Origin of the sequence: Pseudotabrizicola sediminis (assembly GCF_004745575.1) — a bacterium.
In the GTDB taxonomy this organism is placed as follows: Bacteria; Pseudomonadota; Alphaproteobacteria; order Rhodobacterales; family Rhodobacteraceae; genus Pseudotabrizicola; species Pseudotabrizicola sediminis.
The window spans coordinates 48958-75887 of record NZ_RPEM01000013.1; the positions used below are offsets into that span (position 1 = coordinate 48958).

Genomic DNA, 26930 nt, shown 5'->3' on the forward strand with positions numbered 1-26930 from the left:
CTGCCATCGGCACAGGGCTTACCGGCGCGGGCGCCGTTGGGGCCACAGCTTCGGCAGGCTTGATCGGTTTTGCGTTTTGCGGAGTCCGATCTGTTTCAGAGGCGCTGGTACCCAGCCCCAACCGCGGGCCAGTCTCCATCTCTGTCGGGTCACTTGACGCGCCGGACGCAACATCAGCGCCTTGAGCCGGGGGCGGCGTGGAAGATCCTGTTCTGCGCCCTGCACTCAACGTCCCTGGCAGCGCACGTTCTGCAGGCATTGCTGCAGATAGCGCGTTCAGCGGCAGATCATCTGCCTCAGGGCTGCCCGCTGCGGTTGCTGCCGCACCCGTGCCCGGCTGGCCTGCCAGATTGGCGGCCATCTGCGCTTCCGCCCCCGGGCCAGCCCCTTTGCTCTGTGAGGCACTCATTACCCCTTCCCGCGCAGGTGGCACCGGAACCGGCGTGTCCTGTCCCTTTGCCACCGGTGCCAGCCGCGTCTCGGGCTTATCCTCGGGCATGGCGCGCGCCGGTTCCTGATCCGTAAGGTATGTTTGCCCCGAAAGTACCGTTGCAGCTGCCGGGGGCTGCGGCCCTGCCACCCCTTCTGCCACAGGCACTGCCTGATGCGTCAATGACCCAACCATCGCGCCAGAAACCGGGGTTGGCACTGGGGCCGAGGTTTCATCTTGCCATGGGGCCGGAGTGGTTTGTGCAGATGCGGCCAGCATCCCCCACAAAGGCGCGCCTGCCGGTTCTGCCGGGGCAGGTTCTGTCAGCAGGCCCTCTGCAACGACGCTATCGGGATCAACCTGGACAACCTCAGCCGTCTCGGTCCCTGTTTCTGCCCCCGCGCCTTTGCCCTGATCAGATGCGGTGCCCCCCCGCTCCCCCGGACGAAACGACGTCATCAGTTTTTCAAACGTGGCCCCGTCGCCGGGCCCGTCGCCGGGTGCCAAGGCAACAGATGTCTGGGGCGGGGAGAACGGGGTGATCTGCATTCTGCAATCCGGTGTCTGACAGGTCTGCCCCTGAAATTGCGCGAAACTGCTTACTGACTGTTTACCTAAGCCGCAGATATTCAAAACAATTCAAATGAAAACGGAGACGTGCGATGAATCCTGACCCTGTCCTGACTGGTCCCGCCCGCCTTGCGCCGGACCGCAACCATCTGTTGCACAAGGCAAAAGAGATGGAGGCGGTGTTTCTGTCCGAAATGCTGTCCCATGCCGGCCTTGGCGAATCATCCGGTGAATTCGGCGGCGGGCCGGGCGAAGAGCAGTTCGCTTCTTTCCTGCGCAACGCGCAGGCACGCAGCATCGTTGAAAAGGGCGGTCTTGGCCTTGCCCAGACGATCTTTTCCGCCCTGGTCAAGGCAGAGGAGTCACGTGATGTCGCAAAGTCCTGAAGCCATTCTGCAAAACGTCCGCCGCGCAGTGATGGAAGGGGAGTATGCGCAGCTTGAAATCCTGCTGCCCGCCCTGCGCGACACCGAGGCCGCCATGGTCAACGGCGACCTGCGCACACTGCAAACCCTGCAGGCCGAGGCGGAGCGGACAGAGTCCTGCCTCATCTCTGCACTTGCCGGCGTGCGCGCCGCGCGGCGCCGTGTGGCCGAGGTGTCAGAGGCCGCCAAGGGTCTGACCACCTATGACCGTGGCGGTCACAAGGCGACGGTGCCAGCGGTCTTGCCGGCGTCAAGACGAGTCTGAATTGTTTCAATTCATTGGTGATTGGTGGGAGGCAATTCACCAATGATTAGGAGTTGGAGGTTTGTATCGGTCTTGCGCCCCGAGGTCGGGGTGGCGCCGCGGGTTGTGCCCCGGGGTACCGGCAAGAATGCCCTTCCAGCCGTCGGTCGACGGTAACACAGGCTGCGAAAAGCGCGGCATTTGCGAAGGAAACGAACATGTCTTCCATTCTGACGAACAATGGCGCGATGGTTGCCCTGCAAACCATGAAGTCCATCACCAAGAATATGGGTCAGGTCCAGGCCGAGATTTCGACCGGCATGGCAGTTGGCAGCGCAAAGGACAATGCTGCGGTCTGGGCCATCGCGAAAACGATGGAATCGGATGTCGCCGGCTTCAAGGCGATTTCTGACAGTCTCTCGCTCGGAAACTCGACCATCTCCCTGGCCCGCTCGTCTTCGGAACAGATCACCAAGCTGCTGGAAGAAGTGAAGGGCAAGATCGTCAACTCTCAGGAAGAGAACGTTGACCGCAGCAAAATTCAGGCTGACATCGGCGCATTGCGCGATCAGATCAGCTCGATCGTCGGGGCGGCCCAGTTCAACGGCCTGAACATGCTGTCGAACAAATCCAAGGATGCAGGCACAGGCACTGTTAATGTGCTGTCGTCACTCGACCGCGCGTCGAATGGGACCGTGACCGCTTCCAACATCAACGTCGGCAAGTCTGATCTGAGCACCACAGTCTCTGTTCTTGGCGGTACCGGCGCAGTCGAGCTGACCAAGGCATCCGTCGGTTTTGCCGCTGCAGCTGTAATATTGACTGGCAACGCAACCGCGCCAACCAGCACGGCGACAATCGGCACTGGTTCGGTTGTTGCTGGTGATGGTTATCGCATAGCGCTCACTGCCGGCGCTGGCGGACTGACGAATGCAAACACGACGGCCGCCTTCGAAATTCGGTATGTGGCCCGTGATGGCGATACGGCGGTGGATGTGGCAGCAGGGCTGGCAAAATCGTTCAACGACTACGCAAAGTCAAAGGGACTTGAGACGCAGATGTCTGCGGCCGTGGGTGCCGGTGCAAACGCAAACCAGTTGACCATCACTGGCTCCTCGACCGGTGGTAACAACGTCACGGCGGCACTGCTTCATCATGTGGCCGCTGGCAATACCATCGGTGGTGGACTTGAAAAGCTGGCCACTGTTGATGTGTCCACCAGCGCGGGTGCCGAGGCGGCACTGGGGGTGATCGAAGGCCTGACGCAAACTGCAATTCAGGCAGCCTCTGACTTTGGTACCGCGCAAAAGCGGATCGAAATTCAGAAGTCCTTCGTCAGCAATCTGGTCGACTCGCTCAAATCCGGTATCGGGTCGTTGGTCGATGCAAACATGGAAGAGGCATCGGCCCGCCTGCAGGCCCTGCAGGTGCAGCAGCAGCTGGCCACGCAGTCGCTGTCGATTGCCAACCAGGCTCCGCAGAACATCCTGGCGCTGTTCCGTTGATGGCTCGGGCCGGGGGAAACCCCGGCCCATTCCCCTGAAGCACAAAGACACAACGCGAAGGATTCGCCGTGAACGCGCATATTCATGCAAAACTGGGCTACTCTCGCCCGGACGCTACCCTGCGCACCCTGCGCAGCATCGAGTACGAGGCTCTGGCGCGCGTGACGCAAAGGCTGTCGGTCGCATGGTTGCAGCGGAAGGCCGATTATCCGGCGCTGGTCCAGGCCCTGTCAGACAATCTTGGCCTCTGGTCCACCCTGGCCGCCGACGTCGCATCGCCTGGCAATGCGCTGCCTGCCCCGTTGCGGGCACAGTTGTTCTATCTTTATGAATTCTCTGAAGTTCACACCAGAAACGTGCTGAACGGCCCCGCCTCGGTCGAGGTGTTGATTGACGTAAACACGGCCATCATGCGCGGTCTGCGTGGACAAGGCAGCACGGAATGAGCGGTCTTGTCATCAAACTCGGCCCGCATGAACGGGTGCTGATCAACGGCGCTGTGATCGAAAATGGCGACCGGCGCTCGCGTCTGGCCATCATGACCCCGAACGCCCATATCCTGCGGCTGCGCGACGCCATCCACCCGGAGGAGGTAAACACCCCGGTGCGCCGCGTGTGCTACATCGCGCAGTTGGTCTTGTCCGGCGATGTGGCACCCGCAGAGGCGCATGGGCAACTGCTGCGCGGCATCGAACAACTCAGCCAGGTTCTGACTGATCCGGACAGCCGCCTGCAACTGTCGCTGGCCAGCAAGTCAGTGTTGGAAGATCAGCACTATCAGGCTTTGAAACATCTGCGCAGCCTGCTTCCGCGGGAAGAGCGTCTTATGGCGCTGGGCCCACAATGACCTATTCACCTGTGCTCCCCATCTCTGGTTACGCCGGTTGGTCTTTCCTGAAACGGACGATGGACCGGCAGACGACCGCGTTCAATGCGCAACCATCGATCCAACGCGACGATGCCTATTTCCGCGAGAAAATTGGTGGCGTCACCACAGCCGAACAGCTTGTGAATGACCCTCGTTTGCTGCGCGTGGCGCTGGGCGCCTTCGGGCTGGAGGGGGATGCCGCAAACAAGTTCTTCATCCGTAAGATCCTCGAAGGCGGCACACTTAGCCCCGATGCATTGGCCAATAAGCTGACCAACAAGCAGTACTCGAAATTCGCGGAAGCCTTTGGTTTCGGGAATTTTTCTACCCCAAATACCAAACTGTCCGACTTTGCCGACAAAATTCTGGCCCCCTACAAAACTCAGCAGTTTGCGGTGGCGGTGGGGGCGCAGAACGACGATATGCGTCTTGCGCTGAATGCCGAAACCGCGCTGCCGGAGCTGGCCAAGTCAAGCGCGTCGCCTTTGGCCCAATGGTATACGGTGCTGGGCAATCCCCCGCTACGCACGGTGTTCGAACGGGCCTTTGGTCTGCCCGTCTCTTTCGGGGCGATCGATCTCGACATGCAGGTCGAAACCTTGCAGCGTCGCGCAATGTCGTCCTTTGGCGAAGGGAGTGTCGCGCAGTTCAAAGACCCTGAAAAACTTGACAAGCTGGTCAGACAGTTCCTCGTCCGGTCAGAGCTTGAGGCCAACGCAACGTCCCTTGGTTCCGGTCAAGTGGCTTTGACCCTTCTGCAAAGCGCGGCGCGCTTCCGGCCTGCCCGACTTTAGCACGCGCGACCAATCACCCACGAAGGCAATCTGTCAGGCGGGCAAAGCTGCCGTCGATTCCGTCGTCTGGCGCATCTTCGGCAATGAACTGGTCCAGTGCCGGCCACAGCCGGATGGCCTGATCAACCAGCGGATCGCTGCCTTTCTGGTAAAGCCCGGCCTGCACCATCATTTCTGCGCGCTCCCAAGCCGCGATGACGGACCTGGCCTGCGCTATCAGCGCGTTTTCCGCATCACTTGCCGCAGCTGGCAGGCTGCGCGAGACCGAGCGCAGCAGATCAACCGCCGGAAAGCGCCCGCGCTCGGCGATGCGGCGGTCCAGAATCACATGACCATCCAGCACGCCGCGCAGGATATCGGCCACAGGTTCATCCATATCCGATCCCGCGACCAGCACGGTAAAGACAGCGGTGATATCGCCCTGCCCCTCTGCCCCCGGACCGGCCCGTTCTGCCAGCGCCATGATCATGTGCTGAAGCGAGGGGGGATAGCCCCGCAGGCTTGCGGGCTCACCGGCAGACAGCGCAATTTCACGATGCGCGTCGGCAAAACGCGTCACACTGTCGACCAGCAGCAGCACATTCAGCCCCTTGTCGCGAAAATGCTCGGCCACTGTCATCGCGGCAAGCGCACAGCGTCGCCGCAAAAGGGGCGACCGATCAGACGTGGCGGCGATTACCACGCTGCGTTTCATTCCCTCGGGGCCAAGGACGCTTTCGGTAAACTCCCGCAGCTCCCGTCCACGTTCGCCGACCAGTGCGATGACCACGACATCGGCCTGCAGGGCACGGGCAAAAGTGCCAAGCAGGCTGGATTTTCCCACACCCGAGCCTGCAAACAGCCCTATTCTCTGACCACGCACGATGGGCAGCAGGGTATCAAATGCCGCCTTCCCGGTGGCAAGCCGCGCCCCCAGACGCCGGCGTTGCGCGGGGGGGGGCGGCGGCGCGTTCAGGCTGCAGCTTTGCGCCCCTGCAAACAGGGGCCGACCGTCCAGCGGCTGCCCAAATGGGTCTATTACCCGCCCGATCCAGCAGTCATCCGGCGCGATATGCGTCGGGCCCGACAGCGCGATTTCTGTCCCGATTGCCAGACCCGTCAGCCCCTGATCCGGCAAAATCGTTACAGAGTCGGTCCCTAGACCAATGACTTCGCCGCCACTTTGCTCGCCCTTGCCTTGCATGCCTCTTTCTTGTCCACGGGCGCGGATTTCGATCCGGTCCCCCAGTGCCGCAGCGGACTGTAACCCATTGACACAGATGGTACCGCCCCCCACCGAACGGACCCGACCAATGGGGCGTGACAGGTCGATCCGGGCGATGTGATGGGTCAGGGGGGCAAATAGATCGGACATCGGAGTCTCCTTTTGTTCGGCAATTACCGTTTCTAAAGGAATCAGCCCTAAGAACTAGTGAAGTAGGTCGAGGGAGAAGCCCCGATGTTTGAAAAACTTGGATTGACCAGAATGGCACAGGCACTTGCAGCGCATTCCGGCGCAAGGGTTGAAGTGGTGGCGCGAAACATAGCCAACGCGGACACTCCGGGATTCCGCGCTATGGATATGCCCGACTTTCGCACAATTTATGGCGATCAGGTAACGTTTGCACCACGCCGCACCCGCGCAGCCCATCTTGTGAACGAAGAATCACAATGGTCCCAACCCGTGCCGTCCGGCACCGGGATGGCTCCCAATGGCAATGATGTATCGCTCGATCAGCAGATGATGAAGGCGGTCGCCGCCCGGCAAAACCACGAAATGGCTTTGGCTGTTTATCAGAACACATCTGCCATCCTGCGCACGTCGCTTGGCCGAAACACATAAGGGGGCCAATGATGTCAGACCTTTTGAATTCCCTTTCTCTTTCCGCATCGGGGATGGAGGCACAGGCCAGACGTCTTCGGCATGTGTCGGAAAATATCGCCAACTCGGATACCCCCGGCTACCACCGCAAGGTGGTGTCGTTCCGTTCCGAGATGGAGAGCGGAACTGTCACCGTCGGGCCTGTCCGGCTGGATCAAAGCCCTTTGGTCAAGGTCTATGCGCCGGATCACCCGCTGGCTGATACGACTGGTCACTATGATGGATCGAATGTCGATCTGGTGATCGAAATCGCTGACGCGCGCGAAGCGCAGCGCAGCTACGAGGCGAACCTCAGACTCTTCGATCAGGCGCGTCAAATGACGCAGAGCCTGTTCGATCTCATCCGTCGTTAGGGAGATCCAGAATGGATATCAAGAAGTCCCTGGCCGCACAGGCCTATGCACAAACACGTTCGGCGGCGACCGCAGAGCCGCCGCCGAACTCTGCCGAAGACAGCGCAGCGCGGTTTCTTGGAACCTTCGCCGAAACGCTGTCCCGTGGTGAAGACACGGCCCGCGCCGCAATGACCGGCGGTGCAGACCCGCATTCGCTTGTCGCTGCGCTGGCATCATCCCAGACGGCAGTGGAAACCGTGGTCACCGTCCGAGATCGCGTGGTCGAAGCTTATCAGGAAATCCTGAGGATGCCGGTGTGACCCATCCGATGACCGAAGGGGCCATTTTTGACATCCTGCGCCAGGCCCTCTGGATTGCCGTTACCATCTCGGCCCCCCTGCTGGGGGTCGCGCTGGTGGCCGGGGTCGTCGTCGGCTTGTTTCAGGCCCTGACCTCGATTCAAGAAATGACCCTGACCTTCGTGCCGAAGGTCGGCGCGATGCTTGTCGTGTTCTGGGTCTCGATGAGCTTCATGACATCCACGCTCGTATCCTTCTTCACTGATGCAATCATCCCCCAGATAGAAGGCGGCTGACATGGAAACCCCCGGCTACACCAGCCTGACCCGCCAATCCGGCCTGATGCGCGAGATGCAGGTGATTGCCAACAACATCGCGAATGTTTCCACCACTGGTTTCCGGCGTGAAGGCATCGTGTTCTCGGAATACATCGCCCGGCTGGAGGGGGAGCCCTCTTTGTCAATGGCGCGGGGCAATGCCCGCCATATCGATCTTGGTCAGGCCGGGCTCTCGCCTACCGGCGGCACCTATGATCTGGGGCTGCAGGGTGAAGGGTTTTTTCTGATTGCCACGCCGGAGGGCGACCGTCTGACGCGTGCCGGTGCTTTTACCCTCTCGGGCGAAGGTACGTTGGTTACCCCCGACGGGTATGCCCTGCTCGATGCAGGTGGGGCACCCGTCGCGGTTCCGCCCGGGGCACGCATCATATCTGTCGCCACAGACGGTACGCTGTCGGCAGATGGTCAGCCGGTGGCCCAGATCGGCATCTGGCAACCGGTTGATCCCTTGTCCCTACAACACCAGACCGGCACGATGTTTTCTGCCACAGAGCTGGAGCCGGCGGACACCGCATTGATGCGGCAGGGTTTTTTGGAAGACAGCAATGTGCAGCCCGTGTCGGAAATCGCCCGGATGATCACCGTCCAGCGCGCCTATGAAGCGGGGCAAAAGTTCCTCGATGCCGAAGATCAGCGCCAGCGCACTGTGATCCAGACCCTTGGCCGATAGGAGAGTTCGATGAAAGCACTGCAGATCGCCGCAACCGGGATGGCTGCACAACAGATGCGGGTCGATGTCGTCGCCAACAACCTCGCAAACATGTCGACCACTGGCTACAACGCCCGTCGCGCTGATTTCGCTGATCTTCACTATCAGCAACTGGCACGGCCCGGGTCGGTGACAGCCAGTGACGGCACCATATTGCCCACCGGGGTTCAGCTTGGCCTTGGCGTGCGCCCCGCCGCAGTTTCGGTCATTCTTGCACAAGGGGCATCTTCCCAGACCGGCGGCGATCTGGATCTCGCCATCGAAGGGCGCGGCTATCTGGAGGTTACCTTGCCCGGCGGCAATGCTGCCTATACCCGCGATGGCGCGCTCAAACGCACGGGTGACGGCCTTATCGTCAACTCCGAAGGGCATCAGGTGGCCCCGGGCCTGACCATTCCGGCGGATGCAAGATCTCTTGCCATCAATGCTGACGGCGAGGTCTATGCCTATTTCGCCGACCGGGTTGAGCCAGAGCTTTTGGGCGCGCTGTCACTGGTGGGGTTCACCAATGAAAAGGGACTGGAGGCGATCGGGTCCAACCTGTTCGTTGAAACCGAGGCGTCCGGCCCTGCACTGCCAGGTGCCCCGGGCGAAGACGGTCTGGGCACACTGCGTCAGGGCTATCTGGAGGAAAGCTCGGTCGATGCCGTGCGCGAAGTGACCGAGCTGATCAAGGCGCAACGTGGGTATGAGCTGAACGCCAAGGTCATCACGGCCGCAGATCAGATGCTGGCCGCAACCACGCAGGTGCGCTGATGTGGCGTTTGATTTGCTGTCTGCTTCCCCTTCCGGCCTCTGCCGATGCCTTGATCACCAACCGTGTCATCAAGGCGGGTCAGATGATTGAAGCAGCAGATCTCTCGGTTGTTCAGGCGGATATCCCGGGTACCCTTTCTGATCCGGCGCGCGTCGCCGGGCAAGAGGCGCGCGTCATGCTGTATCCTGGCCGGCCCATCCGCGAAGATCAGGTCGGTCCTCCGACCGTTATCGCCAGAAATCAGGTGGTGGGGCTTTCCTATATTGCAGGCTCATTGGCCATATCGACCGAGGGCCGCGCGCTTGACCGGGGTTCGGTCGGCGATGTGATCCGTGTCGTGAACCTGTCGTCCCGCAACACTGTGCACGGTCGGGTCATGCCCGACGGAACCGTGCGCGTCAGCCCGTCCGAAGGATAGCCCCATGCGAGTCGCATTTTGTTTTCTGTTCTTTCTGGCGGGCTGTACCTCGCTTGACGAGGTGGGGCGCGCGCCCGGCTTCTCGCCGCTGGAGGGCAGCTATCAGCATCACGCCATGTACTCCAACGCCCTGCCGCAGTCTGCAGACCCGACCGGTCCGACAGAGGCCTCCTCGCTCTGGACCGCAGGTCGGTCCTCACTTCTGGGCGACAGGCGCGCCGGCAAGCGCGGCGATATTCTGACCGTGGTGATCGAAATCGATGACCGCGCCGAGATGACGAATTCATCTGATCGCACCCGCACCGGCAACCAGACCATGGGCATGCCGCAGCTTATGGGCCTGCCACAGCGGATTGACCGCGCCCTGCCCGAGGGCGCTTCGATGGCCAAGGCGGTAGAAACCGGGTCTTCTTCGACGTTCGCCGGTGATGGCTCGGTCTCACGGCGGGAAAAGCTTACGCTGCGCGTGGCTGCAACCATTGTCGAGGAATTGCCGAACGGGGTGTTGCGCATCGAAGGGCAGCAAGAGGTCAGGGTCAATTTTGAGCTGCGCGAATTGATTGTCACCGGTTATGTGCGTCCGGCCGACATCTCGCGCACCAATGAGGTGACCTATGACAAGGTCGCCGGTGCCCGCGTTTCCTATGGCGGTCGGGGGCAGATTACCGATTTTCAGCAGCCCCGCTATGGGCAGCAGATCACTGATATCCTCCTCCCGTTCTGAGGGCAGAATGCGTAAACTCCTTCCCCTTCTTCTGATCATGATTGGTGCAGGTGCCGGGCTCGGTGCCGGGCTGTACCTGCGTCCCGCACCACCGGTCGCCGAGGGGGAAACTGACCCCGCTGCCGAAGGCGATGCCCATGCCGCAGGCGCCAGGCAGAGCCCGGAACAACTGCCGGAATTTGTAAAGCTGACCAATCAGTTCGTTGTTCCCCTGGTCGAAAAGAACCAGATAGCCTCTCTGGTTATTATATCGCTCAGCATAGAGGTGACGCCGGGGGGAACTGACCAAGTTTATGCGAAAGAGCCGAAGTTGCGCGATGAAATTCTGCAGCGGCTGTTTGACCATGCAAACACCGGCGGGTTCCGGGGTACATTTACCGATGCAGACAATCTTGTCATCCTGCGCAATGGTCTGACGGAAGTGGCGCGGGACGTATTGGGGAATATCGTCAAGACCGTCCTGATCACCGATATCATCCGACAAGACAGCTGATCCGCCACAACCTGATCGGTGTGCAGGCGCGGTCCGAAAGGACCGTTTTGTTTTATGGGGTCTGGGTCGGGCCCAACAGACGAGCGATGCCTTGCCGGTGGCCTTCCTTTCTGAAGCCGCACATATCACCGCTGCCCTGTCACCTTTCTGGCACCTCAGCCATTTTGTTTCCGGCGCGACGCTGGTCTTGGCGCAGGCAGGGTAAGCAACTCGAGAAGGTAAAGGTCAAGAAATCTTAGAAAAGAAATCAAGTTACTGATTTAAGTATATTTTTTGGATTCGACACTGAGGGTACCCGTGGGCAGGCCCACGCCACCCTCGCCCCGCATGGCCGCACTCAGCGCTTCAGCGTCAGCTTGCCCAGAACATCCGCCTGCCCGAAAGAGCGTTGCGCGGCCGAATGGAGGGCGATCCATTCCGCCGTGTCCCGCGCAAGCTGTTGGTTCAGCAGGATCCGGCGGTTCGTGGTCCACAGCCCGAAACGATCGACAACCTGCGCGGCGACAATCGGATCAAGCACCCCCCCCGTCTGGGTCTTGTCCAGCGCGGCCAGCAACGCTTCTGTCTGCCGCTTGCGCGACGATGCCACGCTCAGCCGCATCAAATCGCGGTCACGCAAAAGCTGCGCGATCCGGTGCAACTGCAAAAGCTGGTTCGCCGCGGTCATCTGCTCCGCTCCCGCGCGCGCTGACGCATGGCGTCGGCAAAGCGAATCGCGGCGGCCACCGCCCGATAATGATCGCGCTCGACAGGCTTGCCGATGTCAACCGTGGCAAACAGAAGCCGCGCCGTCGGCGGATCGGAATGAAGCGGCACGCCATGGGCCTCCGCCGCGTCCCGGATGCGGCGGGCGACCTCATCAACACCTTTAGCCACCACAACCGGTGCCGTGCGCGCGCCCCTGGTCCAGCGCAGGGCCACGGCAAAATGTGTGGGGTTGACGATCACCACGTTGGCCGTCGCAACATCGGCCAGCATTTGGTTCATCGCAATGTCCTGACCCCGCTGGCGCCGCTGGGCCTTGGTATGCGGATCGCCTTCGCTGTCCTTCATTTCGTCCATGACCTCCTTGCGGGACATGCGATTGCGCTGGGCCAGGGCGTGGCGTTGCCACAGCAGGTCAACCGCCCCGATCACGGCAGTGACCAACACGACGAACCCCAGAAACTGCCCCAGCAAGGCGATCAGAAGCAGAAGACTCTGGCGTGGATCCAGTGCAGCAGTGGCCAGAATGCTGGATGCGTGGCCTATCAGAAACCAGGCGAGCATCAGCGAGACGATTGCCAGCTTGAGAAAGCTTTTCGCAAATTCGAACAGACCTTCTGCCCCGAACTTCTTCTTGGCGGTGGCTAGCACAGATATGCGTGACAGCTTCGGGATCAGCTTGTCTGGCGCAAAAACGATGGCCTGATGCGACACCAGCGCAAGAACCACTGCTCCAGCCGGAACAGCCATGAACAGCACAAAAGGCAAAATGGCCGTTTCAATGATGCCGCCCACGACCGGGCGCGCAGATCGGGCCGCGAGGCGTCCGATCTCGGGGGACTGGTCGATCAGCACCAATCCTGCCGTTGCGGCCTTGTCAATCGCTGGCGCGCCGAGAAGGCCGGCAAGAAGCAATCCCGCGTAGGACGCTGCGGCCGGAAGCTCGGTCGATTTGGCGATATCCCCTTTTCGGCGCGCCTCAGCCAACTTCTTTTCACTTGGGGCATGTTCCTTGTCGCCCGGGCCCTGATCGTCTGACTCTGCCATGGCGGTTATGGCAGCGGCGCGGCCGGAGCCGCCAGGAAGCCGTTCAGCGTCTGAAGCCAGACCGCCAGAGCGAGCGGTGTGACCAGCAAAAGCAGGACCAGCCCGCCGAAACTGAGCGCGGGGGCTCCAATGAAGGTGACCATCAGCTGCGGCATGGCGCGGTTGATCACCCCAAGCGCGACATTATAGATCAGCGAGGCGATGACAAAGGGCATCGCGATCATGAAAGCCAGGGCAAAGGCGCGCCCGGTCTGCGCGACCCCCCATTCAGCAACCAGCGCCGCCGATGGCCATTGACCGGGGGGAAAAAGTTCGTATGCCAGCAGCAGATAGTGCAGAATCCGCACATGCAGCCCAGCCCCCACTGCAAGCGCGAGTCCGGTGACAACCAGCAGTTTGGAAATTGCCGGTTGCGCCTCCGCCCCGGCGGGAAACAGCTGTGACAATGATGTCGCATTCGCGGCGATGGAGCCTGCGGTCAGCAGGCACAGCACGAACATCCGTACCATCAGCCCAAGGATCAGACCGATCGCAACCTCTGGCGCGAAACCGGCAGTGAGGGGAATATCTGACACGATTGGGTAGGCCGCAGGGCCGATGGCAGCCGAGAAAACCACCGCCAACACCAGCCTGATCCGGGCGGGAATGCTGGTTTCGCCAAAGGCTGGCAGCGTGGCCATGACAGCCCCGACGCGCAGGAAAATCAGCGCCGCCCCCTCTGCATAGGCCGACAGGGTTGTATGATAGGTCAGCAACAATTCATTCAGGGCGATCATTGCGGGACGAGTCCGACAATCGCGGGCCGCGCCTCCAGCCCGATTTCCTCGTAGGACAGCACCGGCGCGCTAAGGCCTTTGGCAGCAAGCACGGTCCGGATGAACCGCCGACGCAGGGTCGAGGTGACAACTGCGGCGGAAATTCCGGTCTCTGCCGTCCGGTTGATCTTTTCGGCGAGGAGCGTCGACAAGCGCGCAAATTGTTCCGGGGGCAGGGCAATGTCCTGAAGCCCCCGCTCTCCGGCAATCTGATAGGTCGAGAAGGTCTTTTCCCATTCCGGCGCAATCTGGATCAGGGGAATCGTGCCATCCTTTCGTTTCAGATCTGACACCAGCTGAAAGCCGATTTTTTGCCGGACATGTTCGCAGATGGATTCAGCCGAAGGCAGGCTGCGACCTTCGGCGATGGCTTCAAGGATCAGGGGCAGGTTCCGGATCGATACCCGCTCTTCCAGCAGCAGCCTGAGCACCGAAAGCAGCAGGTCGGCGGGCACCTTTTCCGGGATCATCTCATCCAGAAGTTTGCGATTGGCCACCGCGCGGGCCGGATCCGTGACGTTGATGAATTCGTCTAGCAGTCGCCGCAGCCCCCGCAAGGACAAGAGCCGCGCAAGATTGGAGCGGATCACCTCGAGCAGATGCGTGGCCAGCACTTCGGGGGGGGAGACCACCGTCATCCCGGCGATCACCGCGTCTTCCTGCTTGTCGGGCAGGATCCAGCGGGCGGCAGTGCCGTAAACCGGTTCGCTGACATCAACGCCATCGGGTGCCGGCATGCCTTCATTCAGCAGCACAAGGCAGCGATCGGGCATCAGCCGATTGGTCACCCGTTCCACCCCCTGAATCCGGATCCGATAGGTGCCTGGGGGCAAAGACGGCTCGTCCGTCAGCCGGATCTCCGGCAGGATCAGGCCATAGCTGGCGGCAATGTGATTGCGCATGTTTCCGATGCGGCCATCAAGCCCCGTTGCGGGGTCAAGCACCATGGCAACCAGGTCAGGGGCAAACTCGAGATGAAGTTCATCAAAATCAAGCACGTCGCCCAGTGGAGTACGCTTCGGAGGGTCTGGGGTGACACTCGAACCCTCGTCCGGTAGGGCGTTTCGGCGGTGCACCATGAGCGCTGTGCCCGCAAGGGCCGCAGATCCAAGGATAAAGGGCAAAAAGGGCATGCCCGGTACCAGGGCAAAAAGCGCGAGCAGAACGGCGACAGTGCCAAGTGCGCCGGGATAGCGGCCCAGCTGCGCGAAGAAAGACACATCGGCCGCGCCCGTGGCACCGCCGCGCGCCAGCAGAAGCGCGGCTGCGACAGAGATGATGACCGCAGGGATCTGGCTGACCAGCCCGTCACCAACCGTCAGGATGGCATAGGTTTCAAAGGCGCGCCCGATCGGCATGTCATGCAGGAACACGCCCATCACCAGCCCCATCACGATGTTGAGCATGGTGATCAGAAGACCGGCAACCGCATCGCCCTTCACGAACTTTGACGCACCGTCAAGCGAGCCGAAGAAATTGGTTTCGGCCAGTTCGCGCTCCCGCCGCGCCTTGGCTTCGGCATGATCAATCGCCCCTGCCGCCATGTCGGCATCAATCGCCAACTGACGGCCCGGCATGCCATCAAGCGCAAAGCGGGCCCCGACCTCTGCCATCCGGCCTGCACCCTTGGTGATGACCATGAAGTTCACGATCAGCAGAACGCAGAAAATGACGACGCCCAACAGGACGTTGCCCCCCATGATGAAATTGGCAAAGCCTTCAATCACCGCGCCGGCGGCATCGGTTCCGGTGTGCCCTTCGCCGATGATCAGCTTGGTCGAGGACACGTTCAGCGAGAGCCGGAGCATCAGCGAGGCAAGCAGGATTGTGGGGAATGCTGAAAAATCAAGCGGGCGCTCGATGAACAGCGTCACCGTCAGCATCAGGATGGCAAGGGAAAAGGACAGCGCAAGCCCGATATCAAGCATCCAGGCCGGAACCGGCAGGACCATCATCACGATGACCGCCATCAAGGCCAGCGCAAGCAGGATGGTCGGGCGAAAGAAAAGCGCAAGTCGGGCTCTGGGGGTCATGTTGGCGTCACCGCAGCAAAGGGAGGGCGGGATGGTCAAAGCTGCTGACCAATGATCCGTAAGCGCCGGGTTGCCCGGCCCGAAGCAGCGGATAGCGGTTGTCGCGTTCAGTGCTTTGCTCAAGGGCGGGGTGCTGCGGTGCCTCCATTACGGCAGCCACCTTTGCCAGATAGGCCCCGGCTGCACCCGAATGGCGTGAGTGATAGGCACCTACTGCACCCTCCCACGAGCCGAACTCATCAAACAGCGTCAGCAAGAAACGGGCGGCATAAAGCGCGTTCTCCTCCGGGTCGAACATGTCAGCGAGGGACGTGAATTTTGCACCATGCCAGTGGACGTTGATTTGGAAACAACCGATATCAATGTTGGCCTGACCCTGCGCCATAGCGTCGGAAACATGGTCCATCGCCTCTGTTTCGGTGCCAAAGAATGATCCCGCCCCGGCCTGGTTGACCGTCCAGGGCCATGGTGAGAAGACGCCGCCCACTGACCGACCCGATTCAACACGGGAAATGGCCATCAGCACCCGGACCGGAACGCCGCTTGCCTTGGCGGCTTTGGCTGCAGCCTTGTCACAAAGGTTTGCGGTGCCCTGAGACGCAAGGGCATAGGCGAAAGGCTGGTCGACCTGTGGCAAGCCCGCAAGCCATGCAAGGGCAGAGCCAATCATAACAACCGCGTTCCGCCGCATGAGAATTTGCCCGCCCGATTTACACACACCATTCTGGTGCTTATGCAGACCCTACGACGCGAATCTTTCAAATTAGAAAACAGCTTGCTGCAGATGCAGGCTTGATCTTGGTATTGGCCTGCTTACCCTGCCAATCGGGGGGCGACCCAGAGATGACGGAGCAGATGAATGACCCAGCGGCTACACCTTGTGTTCGGGGGGGAACTTGTCGACCCCTCGAAATCGACATTTGCGGATGTGAACGACATCCACATCGTGGGTATGTTCCCGGATTACGCTTCGGCCCACAAAGCCTGGAAGGCAGAGGCGCAGCGGACCGTGGACAATGCCCATATGCGGTATTTCATCGCCCATATTCATCGCCTGCGCGATGAAGAGCAGGCGGGATCTGTGACCGAAGAACTGAGCCGGTAATCCGGCCTTAAACATGGTGCACTCCCTTGGCCTGACGCTTTACAATATGCGTCCCCGGCGTGACCCTTCAGGGGGCCATGCCTGGCCAGAGCGGTTGGCCGGGCGGCTGATCTGGATGCACTCCCCTACAGCCGAGGCGGGACGCGGTTTGTTGGAACTGGCCGCGCGTCTGATCGAGGAAGACGGCCTGACGGTTCTGTTCACCTGTACAGATCCTGTGCCGTTGCGCCCCGGTCTGATCAGGCAGCCCCCGCCAGAGGACCGGCCTGCCGAGGTGCGCGCCTTTCTGGATCACTGGCGGCCCGAGATGGCGCTGTTCTGTGATGGCGAACTGCGGCCGGCGCTGATGCATGAAGCGGGTGAGCGCGGCATGCCGCTGCTGATGGTCGACGGACGTGCGCCCTACCTGCTCAAGGGGCGTGATGGCTGGTATCCCGGACTGATGCGGTCTTCGCTTCAGGGGTTTTCGCATGTTCTCGCGATTGACGAGGCTGCGGCGCGGGCATTCCGCAAGGGCGGGGCGGCCCTGTCTGCCGTGGCCGTCACCGGACGGATGGAAGAAAACAGCGCGGCCCTGCCCTGTCTGGAGGCGGAACGCGCGGCGCTGGCAAAGCTGTTGGCCACGCGGCCGGTGTGGCTGGCCGTTGGTCTGCCCGAAGCAGAGGAGACCGCCGTCATTCTGGCGCATCGTGCGGCACAAAGTCTTGCCCACCGGCTTTTGCTGATCATCGCCCCACAAGACCCGGCGCGGGCAGAGCCTTTGGCAAGGCGGCTGGCGGAGGATGAAGGCTGGATTGTCGCCGAGCGGGCCGAAGATCAGGAACCGGAAGCCGAGGTCGAAGTGTTCGTGGCCGACGGGATGGCAGAGCTTGGCTTGTGGTATCGGCTGGCACCCATCACCTTTATGGGTGGCAGTCTTGCCGGGCAGGGCTGTGCGCGCAATCCGATGGAGCCGGCGGCTCTTGGGTCGGCCATTCTGTACGGTCCGCGACCGGGGTCATTTGGCAGCACATTTGGCAGGCTGGGAGCCGCGCGTGCCGCGCGTGCGGTTGGAAGTGCGGTTGATCTGGGCGAAGCGCTGTCAGACCTGTTGTCGCCGGACCGGGCGGCCCGCCTTGCCCAGGCCGCATGGACGGTTGCATCAGACGGGGCAGAGGTGACCGAGAACGCTGTCGGTCTGGTGCGCAAGTTCACCAGCGGGGTCAAGTGATGCGCCCGCCCGCCTTCTGGCAGACCCCAGTTGCCGCACCGGGACTGATGGCGCGCCTGTTGCAACCTTTGGGGATGATCTATGGCGCGGTAACGGCCCGCCGTGTGGCGCAGTCCGGCTACCGGGCGGCTGTTCCGGTGCTCTGTATCGGCAATCTGAATGTTGGCGGCACGGGCAAGACGCCCACTGCCATTGCGCTTCTGGGGCGTCTTCAGGGCGCGCAGGTGGTGTCGCGCGGCTATGGCGGATCGCTGGCGGGGCCGGTTCTGGTCAACCCTCAGCGCCACACTGCCGCGCAGGTAGGGGATGAACCGCTGCTGCTGGCGGCCTTTGCACCGACATGGGTGGCAAAAGACCGCGCTGCGGGCGTCCGCGCGGCCGAGGCGGCCGGGGCAAAAGTCATTCTGATGGATGATGGCTTTCAGAACCCGTCGGTCCACAAGGATCTGTCGATTGTGGTTGTTGATGCCGCACGTGGCTTTGGCAACGGGTTGTGCCTTCCGGCTGGACCTCTGCGCGAGCCGGTCGCTGCCGGTCTGGCCCGGGCCGATTTCCTGCTGTCGATCGGATCACCGGACGCGCAAGCGCAGTTTGTCCGCGACTGGGCTTGGCGGATAAACCTGCCCCATTTGCAAGGCGCGCTGAAACCCCTGTCGATGGGCATGGACTGGCGGGGACAGCGTGTGCTGGCCTTTGCCGGCATCGGTCATCCGGAAAAATTCTTCGCCACCCTGCGCGGCGAAGGGGCGCAGATCCTGCGCGCCGTGTCGCTTGATGATCATCAGACTCTGTCAGACACGCTGCTGCGCAGGCTGGAGGTCGACGCCAGCTCTCTGGGGGCCCAACTGGTCACAACCGAAAAGGATCAGGTCCGCCTGCCCGCAGACTTCCGTCCAAAGGTTCTGAGCCTCGTGGTCCGGCTTGAGGTGGCAGACTGGTCGCCGCTGGACGCTGCAATCGGCACCCTGCTCTAGCGCTGTCAGCCGTGTCGTTCAGACAATTTCAGCCTGATGTTCGCCCAGTTTCGGGGCAGGGCGGTCAAGCGACAGGTCGGCACCCGAGAACCGGAACGGTGATCGCACGCCCGGCATGCCGCCCGGCGCAATCTGCATGCCGCGCGCCACGATCTGCGGGTCGGCAAACACCTCATCCAGATCATTGATCGGACCGGCAGGCACACCGGCGGCTTCGCAGGCGGCCAGAAGGTCGGTCTTGGTCCATCTGCGGGTTGCCGCCGTCAGCCGGTCGGTCAGATCGGCACGGTTCTGCACGCGGTCGGCATTGGTCAGGAAAGCAGGCGCAGTGGCCATATCCTCCAATCCAAGGATTTTGCACAGGCGCTGGTACTGGCCATCATTGCCGGTTGCCAGGATCAGCCAGCCATCGGCGCAGTCGAAAACGGCATAAGGCGCAAGATTGGGGTGGGCGTTGCCCATTTTGGTCGGTGCCACCCCCGTGGTCAGATAGTTCAGCGACTGATTGGCCATGACCGAGGTCGCCACATCCATCAGCGCCATATCAACATGCTGGCCAAGGCCGGTGGATTGCCGCTGATGCAGCGCGGCAAGAATGCCGGTTGCGGCATAGATGCCGGTAAATATATCGGTCACCGCCACACCGACCTTTTGTGGCTGGCCACCCGCTTCGCCGGTCACGCTCATCAACCCGGCCATGCCCTGGATGATGAAATCATAGCCGGCACGGTGCGCATAGGGCCCGTCCTGTCCGAACCCGGTGATAGAGCAATAGACCAGACGCGGGTTTAGCTGCCGCAGGCTGGCGTAATCCAGCCCGTATTTCTCCAGTCCGCCGACTTTGAAATTCTCGATCACCACATCCGCATCTGCGATCAGGCGGCGCACCATGGCCTGGCCTTCAGGGGTGCGGAAATCGCAGGTGACGGACCGTTTGCCCCGGTTTGTCGCGTGGAAATAGGCGGCAGACCGCTCTCCCTCCCGCTCAAGGAACGGAGGCCCCCAACGGCGGGTGTCATCGCCTTCGGGTGCCTCGACCTTGATCACGTCTGCCCCAAGATCTGCCAATGTCTGACCGGCCCACGGGCCCGCAAGAATGCGGGCCAGTTCAATGACCTTCACACCGGCAAGGGGTGCCGTCATTCTTTTGCAAGCTCTGCGTCTATGATGGTTTTCAGATCGGCATAAGACATGTTCGCATGCTTGGTACCATTGATGATCAGGGTCGGCGTGCCCTGAATATCATATTCAGTCATGTTTTCGTTGAACAAATCCAGCATACCTTGCGCCATAGTCGCATCCTGCATGCAGGCATCAAGTGCGGTCTTGTCCAGGCCGTTGACCAAACCGCTCTTCTTCAGGTTTTCGACCATGTCTGCCGGATTGGTGATGGACAGCCATTCCTGCTGACGTTCGAAAAGCGAATCCTGAATGGCAAAATACCGCATCTCACCGCCGCAACGGGCGACCATTGCCGCCCAGAACGCGGGCCGGTCCTGATTGAAGTAGACTTCGCGATACACGAACCGGACTTTTCCGGTATCGATGTATTCGGTTTTCAGGGGTTTGAAGATCTGTTCATGAAAGTTCGCGCAATGCGGGCAGGTGTAGGACGCATACTCGATCAGCGTGACCGGCGCATCGACCGGGCCAAGGGCCATGTCCTTGATTTCCATGGCCGGTGCCTCGGCACCGGGCACTGTGTCCTGCGCAAACGCAGGTGTGGCAGGCGCAATCGAAAGTCCAAGGCTGCCAGCCAGGATCAAGGCCGAAGCGGCCAGAGTGGTTTTCAGTGACATTATTTCTCGCCTTCTGTCGTCTTGCGACGGTTTAGGATGTTTTCAGCCAAGGCTTCAAGCGCTGCGCGTAGGCCCGGATCATGGATCGGGGCTGCTGTTTTGCAGGCCTCGGCCCTGATGGCGGGGTCAACCTGGGCCTCCGCCTTTGGCGCAGGGGTAAATTCTGCCTGACCTTCGGCAAAGCCCACGGGGGCAGTCTGGGTCAGCAAGACCCGCGATATCGCGTTATAGCCATAGATGGCGTTCACCTTGGCGCGGATCATTTCCTTTTGCATTTCAATCATCGGTGCCATCGGCCCGGTGGTCAACAGTGTGAGGCTGCCGCCAAAACCATCGCGCCCGTAACCCACCTTGACCGGCCGGGTGCATTTGGCCAGATCTTCGCCCACTACTTCAGGCCAATGGGTCAAGAGCCGGGTGATGGCAAAGCCGCGCGATTCTCCTGCCACGCGCACAGGATCTTTCATCAGGCCAAACGCCGGTTCAAACCCGCGCATCCGCCGGGATGGTTTCTGGTAAGGGGTCGCGTTGCGGGCCATCTGGTATCCTGTGACACTGCCGCTATCTTATCCTGCCAAGGCTGCTCCGCCAGTGGGAAGTCGGGACAAAGGATATAAAGATTGCGTGACGCCGGGCTGAGCGACCTATTGCTGGAATGGTACGACAGGGAAGCAAGGGTCATGCCCTGGCGGGTGTCGCCAAAGGCGCGCAGGGCTGGCATCCTGCCTGATCCCTACCGGATCTGGCTGTCAGAGGTGATGTTGCAGCAAACCACCGTTGCGGCAGTGAAAGACTATTACCGCCGCTTCACCGCGCGCTGGCCGGGCGTGGCCGATCTTGCCGCCGCACGGGATGCCGATGTGATGGCCGAATGGGCTGGCCTTGGCTATTACGCCCGCGCCCGCAACCTGCTCAAGGCCGCGCGGGCCGTTGTGGCCGATCATGGTGGTGTATTTCCCGGCACCCGGGATGGCCTGCTTCGCCTGCCCGGCATCGGCCCCTATACCGCAAGTGCAGTGGCCGCCATCGCCTATGACGAGCCGGCAACCGTTGTGGATGGCAATGTCGAACGGGTCATGGCGCGGCTGTTCGCGGTGCAGACTCCGATGCCCCTGGCCAAGCCCGACCTGACAGCGCTGGCGGCATCGCTGACCCCCGACCAGCGCCCGGGCGATTACGCGCAGGCGGTGATGGACCTTGGCGCCACGATCTGCACCCCCCGCAATCCGGCTTGCGGGATCTGTCCTGTGGTGCAGGCCTGCGTCGCCCGCCGGCAGGGCATTCAGGCCGAATTGCCCCGCAAGGTGCCAAAGCCGGAAAAGCCAGTGCGCCGGGGTACTCTGTGGTTGGCGACACAAGGCGACAGGGTGCTCTTGCAGCGCAGGCCGGACAAGGGGCTGCTGGGCGGCATGCTGGGCTTTCCCGGTGATGGCTGGGATGGCGCGGGCGGCGCTGCCCCCGTTGAGGCCGACTGGCAGGAGATTGGCGAAATCCGCCACACCTTCACGCATTTCCACCTTTTCCTGACCCTGCACGCCGCCGAGCTGCCGATCGGTTCGGTCGTGACACGCGGGCAGTTTGTGTCTGGCAACGAATTCAGCGCCGAAGATCTGCCGACCGTCATGCGCAAAGCCTATAGCGCTTTGCGAGACAACGTTACCCGTTGAGATATCGCTTTCCTTGGCCCATCATGCACGAAACCATACAGGGTCAATCATGACAGACCGCCCGCGCCAGACCATCGGATTTGCCCAGGCAGCGCCGTTCTGGCTGACGCTTGGCATTGTGCCGCTGGCGGTGATCGGGGCCGTATTTGGCGGCTGGTACACAGCACTGGTGCCGGCCTACTCGATCCTGGTCTATTCGTCCCTCGACGCGCTGACCGGGTTGAACGACCGCAACGCAGACCCGGAAACCCCCGATGACATGCTGTTCTGGTATCGGCTGCTCACCCAGATCTGGACCCCGGTCCAGATCGCTGTTCTGTTCGGGACGATTTGGTATGTCGCCGATCGGGAACATCTTTCGGGGCTGGAACTCGGGGTGTTATTTTTTGGTATCGGCATCATCACCGGCACAGTCGGGATCAATTACAGCCACGAACTGATGCATCAGAGAAACCGACTGGAACCCTGGTTGGGGGATATCCTGCTGGCATCGGTGCTGTATTCCCATTTCCGGTCTGAACATCTGCGGGTACATCACACCTATGTCGGCACCTGCCGTGATCCGGTGACGGCCCGTTACAATGAGGGGTTTCACCGCTTTTTCCCGCGTGTGCTGTGCCAAAGCCCGGTTTCCGCCTGGCGGGCCGAAGTCGCCCTGCTGGCCCGGCGCGGTTTCCCGTGGTGGCACCCAGGCAACCCGTTCTGGCGGTATGCGGCGCTGCAGGCCGGGATGCTCGGCCTGGCCTTTACTCTTGGCGGTTGGTTGGGTCTTGGCCTCTTCGTCTATCAGGCGGCAGTCGCGATCTGGCAGTTGGAGGCTGTGAATTATGTCGAACACTATGGTTTGACGCGCCGACATCTGGGCGAGGGCAAGTATGAACATGTCAAACCCCACCACAGCTGGAACGCATCGCATACCGCGTCAAACTGGCTGTTGATCAACCTGCAGCGCCATTCCGACCATCATTTCAAGCCCGATCGCCGCTTTCCACTGCTGCAGACCTATGACGCGGATCAGGCCCCGCAGCTGCCGCTGGGCTATCCCCTGATGGTCTTCATCGCGATGAACCCGTTGTGGTGGCGGCGGATGATGAACCCGCGTGTCCGGGCGTGGCGCAAATTCCACTACCCCGACATCACGGATTGGCACCCCTATAACAAGGCGCTGAACCCTGCCCCCCGCTGAGCGGATCAGACCCGCTCCAACGCGATGGCGATCCCTTGGCCAACACCAATGCACATGGTGGCAAGGGCGCGACGCGCCCCGGTCTGCGCGAGTTGCAGGGCAGCCGTCCCGGTGATGCGCGCGCCCGACATGCCCAGCGGATGGCCAAGCGCGATGGCCCCGCCGTTCGGATTCACACGTGGATCGTCATCGGCAACCCCAAGGGCGCGCAAGGTGGCAAGGCCTTGCGCCGCAAAGGCTTCGTTCAGCTCAATCACATCCAGATCGGCGGGCGTCAGGGTCAGCCGGGCCAGCAGTTTTTGCGACGCGGGCGCCGGACCGATGCCCATGATCCGTGGCGGCACCCCTGCGGTCGCCCCGCCAAGAATGCGCGCGATCGGAGTCAGCCCAAATTTCGCAGCCGTCTTGGCGTTGGCAAGAACAAGTGCCGCCGCACCATCATTCACGCCGCTGGCATTGCCCGCCGTGACCGAGCCATTGGAGAACAGCGGCTTCAACTTTGCCAAAGCCTCTGGCGTTGTCGCACGGGGATGCTCGTCCCGGTCGACCACCAGTGCATCGCCCTTGCGCTGCGGGATGGTGACCGGCGTGATCTCACTCGCCAGCCGCCCATTCTCCTGAGCTGCCGCAGCCTTGGCCTGCGAGGACAGCGCCATGGCATCCTGAGCCTCGCGGCTGATGCCATAATCATCGGCCACGTTCTGCCCGGTTTGTGGCATCGAGTCTGTGCCATAGGCGGCGTCCATGGCCGGGTTGATGAACCGCCAGCCGATGGTGGTATCATACACCGTCGCCTCGCGGCTGAAGGCAGATCCCGCCTTTGGCATGACAAACGGCGCGCGGCTCATGCTTTCCACGCCGCCCGCGATCATCAGATCGGACTCGCCCGCCGCAATGGCCCGTGCTGCGGCCAGCACCGCATCCATGCCGGAACCGCACAGCCGGTTGATCGTGGTGCCGCTGACACCCACCGGCAGACCGGCCAGCAGCAAGGACATGCGGGCCACGTTGCGGTTGTCTTCGCCCGCCTGATTGGCGCAGCCAAAGACAACGTCGTCAACCGCTTCCCAGTCAACGCCGGCATTGCGGGCCATCAAGGCACGCAGGGGCACGGCGCCCAGATCATCGGGGCGCACGGTGGACAGGCTGCCGGCATAGCGGCCAATCGGGGTGCGGATATAGTCGCAGATGAATACGTCTGTCATATCAAAACCTTTTACAACGCAGGAACATCAAGATCGGCCACCGGACCTTCAAGGCGCAAGGCGGCCCCGGTCAGCGCCTGCAGATCTGCAACCGAAAGTGAGGCCAGCTTTTCACGCAGCACAAAATGGCCATCGACAATGTCGATCACAGCCAGACTGGAATAGACCCGCGTCACGCAGCCCTCCCCTGTCAGTGGCAGGGAACAGCGCTGCACCAGTTTTGGTTTGCCATCCTTGGTCACATGATCCGTGATCACGGCAACCGTCTTGGCCCCGTGCACCAGATCCATCGCGCCGCCCACCGCCGGCACTCCGCGCGGGCCGGTGGACCAGTTCGCCAGATCGCCGGTTTCGGCAACCTCGTAGGCCCCAAGAATTGCCACATCCAGATGACCACCGCGGACCATGGCAAAGCTGTCGGCGTGGTGGAAAAACGCTGTACCGGGCTTGATCGTCACCGCCTTTTTGCCGGCATTGATCAGATCCCAGTCTTCCGACCCCGCTGCCGGAGCCTCGCCAAAGCCGAGGATGCCGTTTTCGGTGTGAAAAATCGCCTCGCGCCCGGGGGGCTGAAACTTTGCGACCATCTCGGGAAAGCCGATGCCGAGATTGACATAGGCCCCATCGGCAATGTCCTGCGCCGCGCGCCATGCCATTTGGGTGGGGGAAAGTTTGTCGGTCATGCTGCGGCCTCCGGGTAAACCGCTTTGGCGCGGTTCAGGTCTTCTTCCTGCTGCGGATGCGGCACCTCGACCACGCCCTGCACAAAGATGCCGGGGGTGATCACCGCCTCGGGGTCGATGCCACCGGGGTCGACGATCTGCGACACCTGCACGATGGTTGTGGTGGCCGCCATACACATCAGCGGATTGAAATTGCGCGCCGCCATCCGATACGTCAGGTTGCCTAACCGGTCGCCCAGATGGGCCTTGATCAAGGCCACATCGGCCTTCAGCCAGCGTTCCTGCACATAGGACCGGCCCTCGAACACCTCGACCGGCTTGCCCTTGGCCAGATTGGTGCCAACACTGGTGGGGGTGTAGAACGCGGGAATCCCCGCCCCCCCGGCGCGGATGCGTTCGGCCAAAGTGCCTTGCGGCACCAGTTCCAGTTCGATCTGACCCGCCAGATAGCGTTCGGTGAACACCACCGGGTCAGCGGAGCGCGGGAAAGAGCAGATCAGCCTGGCCACCATCCCCGCCTCGATCAGCGCGGCGAGGCCGACATGGCCATTGCCCGCGTTGTTGTTCACGACCACCAGATTTTTCGGGTGACCGGTGGCAAGGAAGCGGTCGATCAGGGCATGGATCAGCTCTATCGGCGCGCCCGATCCGCCAAAGCCGCCGATCATCACTGTCATGCCATCGTCGATACCCGCCACGGCGGCCGCAAGGTCGGGAAGGGTTTTGTCCATCGGAAGCCTCCATCATGACCCGGCGTTCGGGCCGTCGTCGCCCATGGGGTAGCGGGCAGCAGGGCTTGGCGTCCAGCCCGTTTGTGCGCTATGCTGCGTTTGTTGACATATCGCACGTATGGAGACCGCCATGATCATCACCGACCGCGACACCATGGGCGGCCTTGCCAAAGGGTTGGCGGTTATCGAAACCTTCACCGCGGCCCGCCCGCGACAATCGATTGCCGAAGTGGCGCTGGCCTGCGGTCTGGACCGGGCGACGGCGCGGCGCTGTCTTCTGACACTGGCACATCACGGCTATGCCGATTGGGATGGCAAGTTCTTTACCCTCACTCCGCGAGTCCTGCGGCTTGGCACTGCCTGTCTTGCCACCATGCCGCTGCCGCAGATTGTGCAGCCGGTGCTGGATGACCTGTCAGACCGGATCGGACAAAGCAGTTCCGTGTCCATTCTGGACGGGGCCGAGATTGTCTATGTCGCGCGGGCGGCGCAGAAAAAGGTGATGTCGGTCGGGTTGATGCCCGGTTCACGCCTGCCCGCGCATTGCACCAGCATGGGCCGTGTCCTGCTGGCGGCGCGGCCCGTGGATGAGGTTAGCACCTTGCTGCAGGCGCATCCGCCCGTTGCCCGCACGCCGCTGACGCGGACGACGCCACAGGAAATCCTCGATGAACTGGCACAGGTCCGGATGCAAGGTTATGCGGTCATCGATCAGGAGGTCGAGCTTGGCTTGCGGTCTCTTGCCGTGCCGCTGTTCGACGTGCATGGCCGGGTAATTGCCGCACTGAATGTCGGGGTCGCGGCCATTCACGCCCAAGTGGAACAGCTTGTGGCGCTGTATCTGGTACCCTTGCAACAGGTGCAGGCAGATCTGCGCCTGCTGCTGCGATAGGCCCGGTTCCGAAGCTGTCCGCGTCGCCCATTGGGTCTGTAGGTCCGGGACTGCGCGGCACAGCTACTGTTCCGCACCTGACATAGGATTCCGGACGGCGTCCCGCTG

The 26930-nt window shown here is 61.7% G+C and carries 33 protein-coding genes; 21 read left to right on the forward strand and 12 right to left on the reverse strand.

The window, feature by feature from the left end; genetic code table 11:
* Positions 1 to 1092: 1092 nt before the first annotated feature.
* The 6 genes from EEB11_RS16365 to EEB11_RS16390 all read left to right on the forward strand — a co-directional run bounded on the left by EEB11_RS16365 (position 1093) and on the right by EEB11_RS16390 (position 4836).
* Positions 1093 to 1386, forward strand: a complete 294-nt coding sequence (locus EEB11_RS16365; RefSeq protein WP_135433180.1) for a rod-binding protein — start codon at positions 1093 to 1095, stop codon at positions 1384 to 1386.
* Positions 1370 to 1690, forward strand: coding sequence for a hypothetical protein (locus EEB11_RS16370; RefSeq protein WP_135433182.1), 321 nt, complete (start codon positions 1370 to 1372; stop codon positions 1688 to 1690). The genes EEB11_RS16365 and EEB11_RS16370 overlap by 17 nt, the downstream gene beginning before the upstream one ends.
* Positions 1691 to 1887: 197 nt before the next feature.
* A complete protein-coding gene (locus EEB11_RS16375; protein ID WP_135433184.1) occupies positions 1888 to 3174 on the forward strand; it encodes a flagellin N-terminal helical domain-containing protein in 1287 nt (428 codons plus the stop codon).
* A gap of 68 nt (positions 3175 to 3242) precedes the next feature.
* Positions 3243 to 3620 (forward strand): flagellar biosynthesis regulator FlaF, encoded by a 378-nt coding sequence (gene flaF, locus EEB11_RS16380; RefSeq protein WP_135433186.1) that lies wholly within the window; start codon positions 3243 to 3245, stop codon positions 3618 to 3620.
* The gene (flbT, locus tag EEB11_RS16385) at positions 3617 to 4021 is read left to right on the forward strand and encodes a flagellar biosynthesis repressor FlbT (protein WP_135433188.1); all 405 of its coding nucleotides are present in this window, start codon (positions 3617 to 3619) and stop codon (positions 4019 to 4021) included. Before flaF ends, flbT begins: the two co-directional genes overlap by 4 nt.
* 185 nt (positions 4022 to 4206) lie before the next feature.
* On the forward strand, positions 4207 to 4836 hold the full coding sequence (locus tag EEB11_RS16390; RefSeq protein ID WP_245298957.1) for a DUF1217 domain-containing protein: 630 nt from the start codon (positions 4207 to 4209) through the stop codon (positions 4834 to 4836).
* Between the two features lie 13 nt (positions 4837 to 4849).
* Here EEB11_RS16390 and EEB11_RS16395 read toward each other — a convergent pair whose 3' ends face one another.
* Complete coding sequence (locus EEB11_RS16395) at positions 4850 to 6190, reverse strand: FliI/YscN family ATPase (protein ID WP_135433192.1); 1341 nt, start codon at positions 6188 to 6190, stop codon at positions 4850 to 4852.
* An 84-nt stretch (positions 6191 to 6274) separates the two neighbouring features.
* Between EEB11_RS16395 and EEB11_RS16400 the strand changes: the two genes are divergently transcribed.
* The 9 genes from EEB11_RS16400 to EEB11_RS16440 are packed head-to-tail and all read left to right on the forward strand — an operon-like array spanning position 6275 to position 10770.
* Positions 6275 to 6658 carry a FlgB family protein gene (locus tag EEB11_RS16400; protein WP_135433194.1) on the forward strand — a complete coding sequence of 128 codons (384 nt, stop codon included), beginning with the start codon at positions 6275 to 6277 and terminating at the stop codon, positions 6656 to 6658.
* Between the two features lie 11 nt (positions 6659 to 6669).
* Positions 6670 to 7050, forward strand: coding sequence for a flagellar basal body rod protein FlgC (flgC, locus tag EEB11_RS16405; RefSeq protein WP_135433254.1), 381 nt, complete (start codon positions 6670 to 6672; stop codon positions 7048 to 7050).
* Positions 7051 to 7061: 11 nt separating this feature from the next.
* The gene (gene fliE, locus EEB11_RS16410) at positions 7062 to 7352 is read left to right on the forward strand and encodes a flagellar hook-basal body complex protein FliE (protein WP_135433196.1); all 291 of its coding nucleotides are present in this window, start codon (positions 7062 to 7064) and stop codon (positions 7350 to 7352) included.
* Positions 7353 to 7360: 8 nt separating this feature from the next.
* A complete protein-coding gene (locus EEB11_RS16415; RefSeq protein WP_135433198.1) occupies positions 7361 to 7627 on the forward strand; it encodes a flagellar biosynthetic protein FliQ in 267 nt (88 codons plus the stop codon).
* 1 nt (position 7628) lies between these two features.
* Positions 7629 to 8339, forward strand: a complete 711-nt coding sequence (locus EEB11_RS16420) for a flagellar hook-basal body complex protein (RefSeq protein WP_135433200.1) — start codon at positions 7629 to 7631, stop codon at positions 8337 to 8339.
* A 9-nt stretch (positions 8340 to 8348) separates the two neighbouring features.
* Entirely contained in the window at positions 8349 to 9134 is a 786-nt protein-coding gene (flgG, locus tag EEB11_RS16425; protein WP_135433202.1) for a flagellar basal-body rod protein FlgG, read from the forward strand.
* A complete protein-coding gene (gene flgA / locus EEB11_RS16430) occupies positions 9134 to 9553 on the forward strand; it encodes a flagellar basal body P-ring formation chaperone FlgA (RefSeq protein WP_135433204.1) in 420 nt (139 codons plus the stop codon). Before flgG ends, flgA begins: the two co-directional genes overlap by 1 nt.
* A 4-nt stretch (positions 9554 to 9557) precedes the next feature.
* Complete coding sequence (flgH, locus tag EEB11_RS16435; RefSeq protein WP_135433206.1) at positions 9558 to 10277, forward strand: flagellar basal body L-ring protein FlgH; 720 nt, start codon at positions 9558 to 9560, stop codon at positions 10275 to 10277.
* A gap of 7 nt (positions 10278 to 10284) precedes the next feature.
* Positions 10285 to 10770: a flagellar basal body-associated FliL family protein gene (locus EEB11_RS16440; RefSeq protein ID WP_135433208.1), complete on the forward strand. Its 486-nt coding sequence runs from the start codon at positions 10285 to 10287 to the stop codon at positions 10768 to 10770.
* Positions 10771 to 11107: 337 nt separating this feature from the next.
* On the opposite strand, the gene EEB11_RS16445 is transcribed toward EEB11_RS16440, so the two are convergent.
* Genes EEB11_RS16445 through EEB11_RS16465 form a run of 5 tightly spaced genes read right to left on the reverse strand, consistent with a single transcriptional unit; the run spans position 11108 to position 16040 of the window.
* The gene (locus EEB11_RS16445) at positions 11108 to 11437 is read right to left on the reverse strand and encodes a hypothetical protein (RefSeq protein WP_135433210.1); all 330 of its coding nucleotides are present in this window, start codon (positions 11435 to 11437) and stop codon (positions 11108 to 11110) included.
* A complete protein-coding gene (flhB, locus tag EEB11_RS16450) occupies positions 11434 to 12522 on the reverse strand; it encodes a flagellar type III secretion system protein FlhB (protein WP_135433212.1) in 1089 nt (362 codons plus the stop codon). The genes EEB11_RS16445 and flhB overlap by 4 nt, the downstream gene beginning before the upstream one ends.
* 5 nt (positions 12523 to 12527) lie before the next feature.
* Positions 12528 to 13298: a flagellar biosynthetic protein FliR gene (locus EEB11_RS16455; RefSeq protein ID WP_135433214.1), complete on the reverse strand. Its 771-nt coding sequence runs from the start codon at positions 13296 to 13298 to the stop codon at positions 12528 to 12530.
* On the reverse strand, positions 13295 to 15370 hold the full coding sequence (locus EEB11_RS16460) for a flagellar biosynthesis protein FlhA (RefSeq protein ID WP_135433216.1): 2076 nt from the start codon (positions 15368 to 15370) through the stop codon (positions 13295 to 13297). Before EEB11_RS16460 ends, EEB11_RS16455 begins: the two co-directional genes overlap by 4 nt.
* A gap of 7 nt (positions 15371 to 15377) precedes the next feature.
* Complete coding sequence (locus EEB11_RS16465) at positions 15378 to 16040, reverse strand: lytic transglycosylase domain-containing protein (protein ID WP_167852778.1); 663 nt, start codon at positions 16038 to 16040, stop codon at positions 15378 to 15380.
* Positions 16041 to 16229: 189 nt separating this feature from the next.
* Between EEB11_RS16465 and EEB11_RS16470 the strand changes: the two genes are divergently transcribed.
* Genes EEB11_RS16470 through lpxK form a run of 3 tightly spaced genes read left to right on the forward strand, consistent with a single transcriptional unit; the run spans position 16230 to position 18659 of the window.
* Positions 16230 to 16475 (forward strand): DUF4170 domain-containing protein, encoded by a 246-nt coding sequence (locus EEB11_RS16470; protein WP_135433220.1) that lies wholly within the window; start codon positions 16230 to 16232, stop codon positions 16473 to 16475.
* A gap of 13 nt (positions 16476 to 16488) precedes the next feature.
* The gene (locus tag EEB11_RS16475) at positions 16489 to 17685 is read left to right on the forward strand and encodes a 3-deoxy-D-manno-octulosonic acid transferase (RefSeq protein ID WP_135433222.1); all 1197 of its coding nucleotides are present in this window, start codon (positions 16489 to 16491) and stop codon (positions 17683 to 17685) included.
* Entirely contained in the window at positions 17685 to 18659 is a 975-nt protein-coding gene (lpxK, locus tag EEB11_RS16480; RefSeq protein WP_135433224.1) for a tetraacyldisaccharide 4'-kinase, read from the forward strand. Before EEB11_RS16475 ends, lpxK begins: the two co-directional genes overlap by 1 nt.
* A gap of 18 nt (positions 18660 to 18677) precedes the next feature.
* Here lpxK and EEB11_RS16485 read toward each other — a convergent pair whose 3' ends face one another.
* The 3 genes from EEB11_RS16485 to EEB11_RS16495 are packed head-to-tail and all read right to left on the reverse strand — an operon-like array spanning position 18678 to position 20997.
* On the reverse strand, positions 18678 to 19802 hold the full coding sequence (locus tag EEB11_RS16485; RefSeq protein WP_135433226.1) for a CaiB/BaiF CoA transferase family protein: 1125 nt from the start codon (positions 19800 to 19802) through the stop codon (positions 18678 to 18680).
* Entirely contained in the window at positions 19799 to 20458 is a 660-nt protein-coding gene (locus EEB11_RS16490) for a DsbA family protein (protein ID WP_135433228.1), read from the reverse strand. Before EEB11_RS16490 ends, EEB11_RS16485 begins: the two co-directional genes overlap by 4 nt.
* Complete coding sequence (locus EEB11_RS16495) at positions 20458 to 20997, reverse strand: DUF721 domain-containing protein (RefSeq protein ID WP_245298953.1); 540 nt, start codon at positions 20995 to 20997, stop codon at positions 20458 to 20460. Before EEB11_RS16495 ends, EEB11_RS16490 begins: the two co-directional genes overlap by 1 nt.
* Positions 20998 to 21078: 81 nt before the next feature.
* On the opposite strand from EEB11_RS16495, the gene mutY reads away from it, so the two are divergent.
* Both mutY and EEB11_RS16505 read left to right on the forward strand, forming a co-directional pair.
* Complete coding sequence (gene mutY / locus EEB11_RS16500) at positions 21079 to 22125, forward strand: A/G-specific adenine glycosylase (RefSeq protein ID WP_135433230.1); 1047 nt, start codon at positions 21079 to 21081, stop codon at positions 22123 to 22125.
* A 49-nt stretch (positions 22126 to 22174) separates the two neighbouring features.
* Complete coding sequence (locus tag EEB11_RS16505; RefSeq protein ID WP_135433232.1) at positions 22175 to 23311, forward strand: alkane 1-monooxygenase; 1137 nt, start codon at positions 22175 to 22177, stop codon at positions 23309 to 23311.
* A 5-nt stretch (positions 23312 to 23316) separates the two neighbouring features.
* Here the strand turns inward: EEB11_RS16505 and pcaF are convergent, their stop codons facing one another.
* Genes pcaF through EEB11_RS16520 form a run of 3 tightly spaced genes read right to left on the reverse strand, consistent with a single transcriptional unit; the run spans position 23317 to position 25930 of the window.
* Positions 23317 to 24516: a 3-oxoadipyl-CoA thiolase gene (gene pcaF / locus EEB11_RS16510; RefSeq protein WP_135433234.1), complete on the reverse strand. Its 1200-nt coding sequence runs from the start codon at positions 24514 to 24516 to the stop codon at positions 23317 to 23319.
* A gap of 11 nt (positions 24517 to 24527) precedes the next feature.
* Positions 24528 to 25199 (reverse strand): 3-oxoacid CoA-transferase subunit B, encoded by a 672-nt coding sequence (locus tag EEB11_RS16515; RefSeq protein ID WP_135433236.1) that lies wholly within the window; start codon positions 25197 to 25199, stop codon positions 24528 to 24530.
* Entirely contained in the window at positions 25196 to 25930 is a 735-nt protein-coding gene (locus EEB11_RS16520; protein WP_135433238.1) for a 3-oxoacid CoA-transferase subunit A, read from the reverse strand. Before EEB11_RS16520 ends, EEB11_RS16515 begins: the two co-directional genes overlap by 4 nt.
* 130 nt (positions 25931 to 26060) lie before the next feature.
* On the opposite strand from EEB11_RS16520, the gene EEB11_RS16525 reads away from it, so the two are divergent.
* Positions 26061 to 26822 carry an IclR family transcriptional regulator domain-containing protein gene (locus EEB11_RS16525; RefSeq protein ID WP_135433240.1) on the forward strand — a complete coding sequence of 254 codons (762 nt, stop codon included), beginning with the start codon at positions 26061 to 26063 and terminating at the stop codon, positions 26820 to 26822.
* Positions 26823 to 26930: the final 108 nt, after the last annotated feature.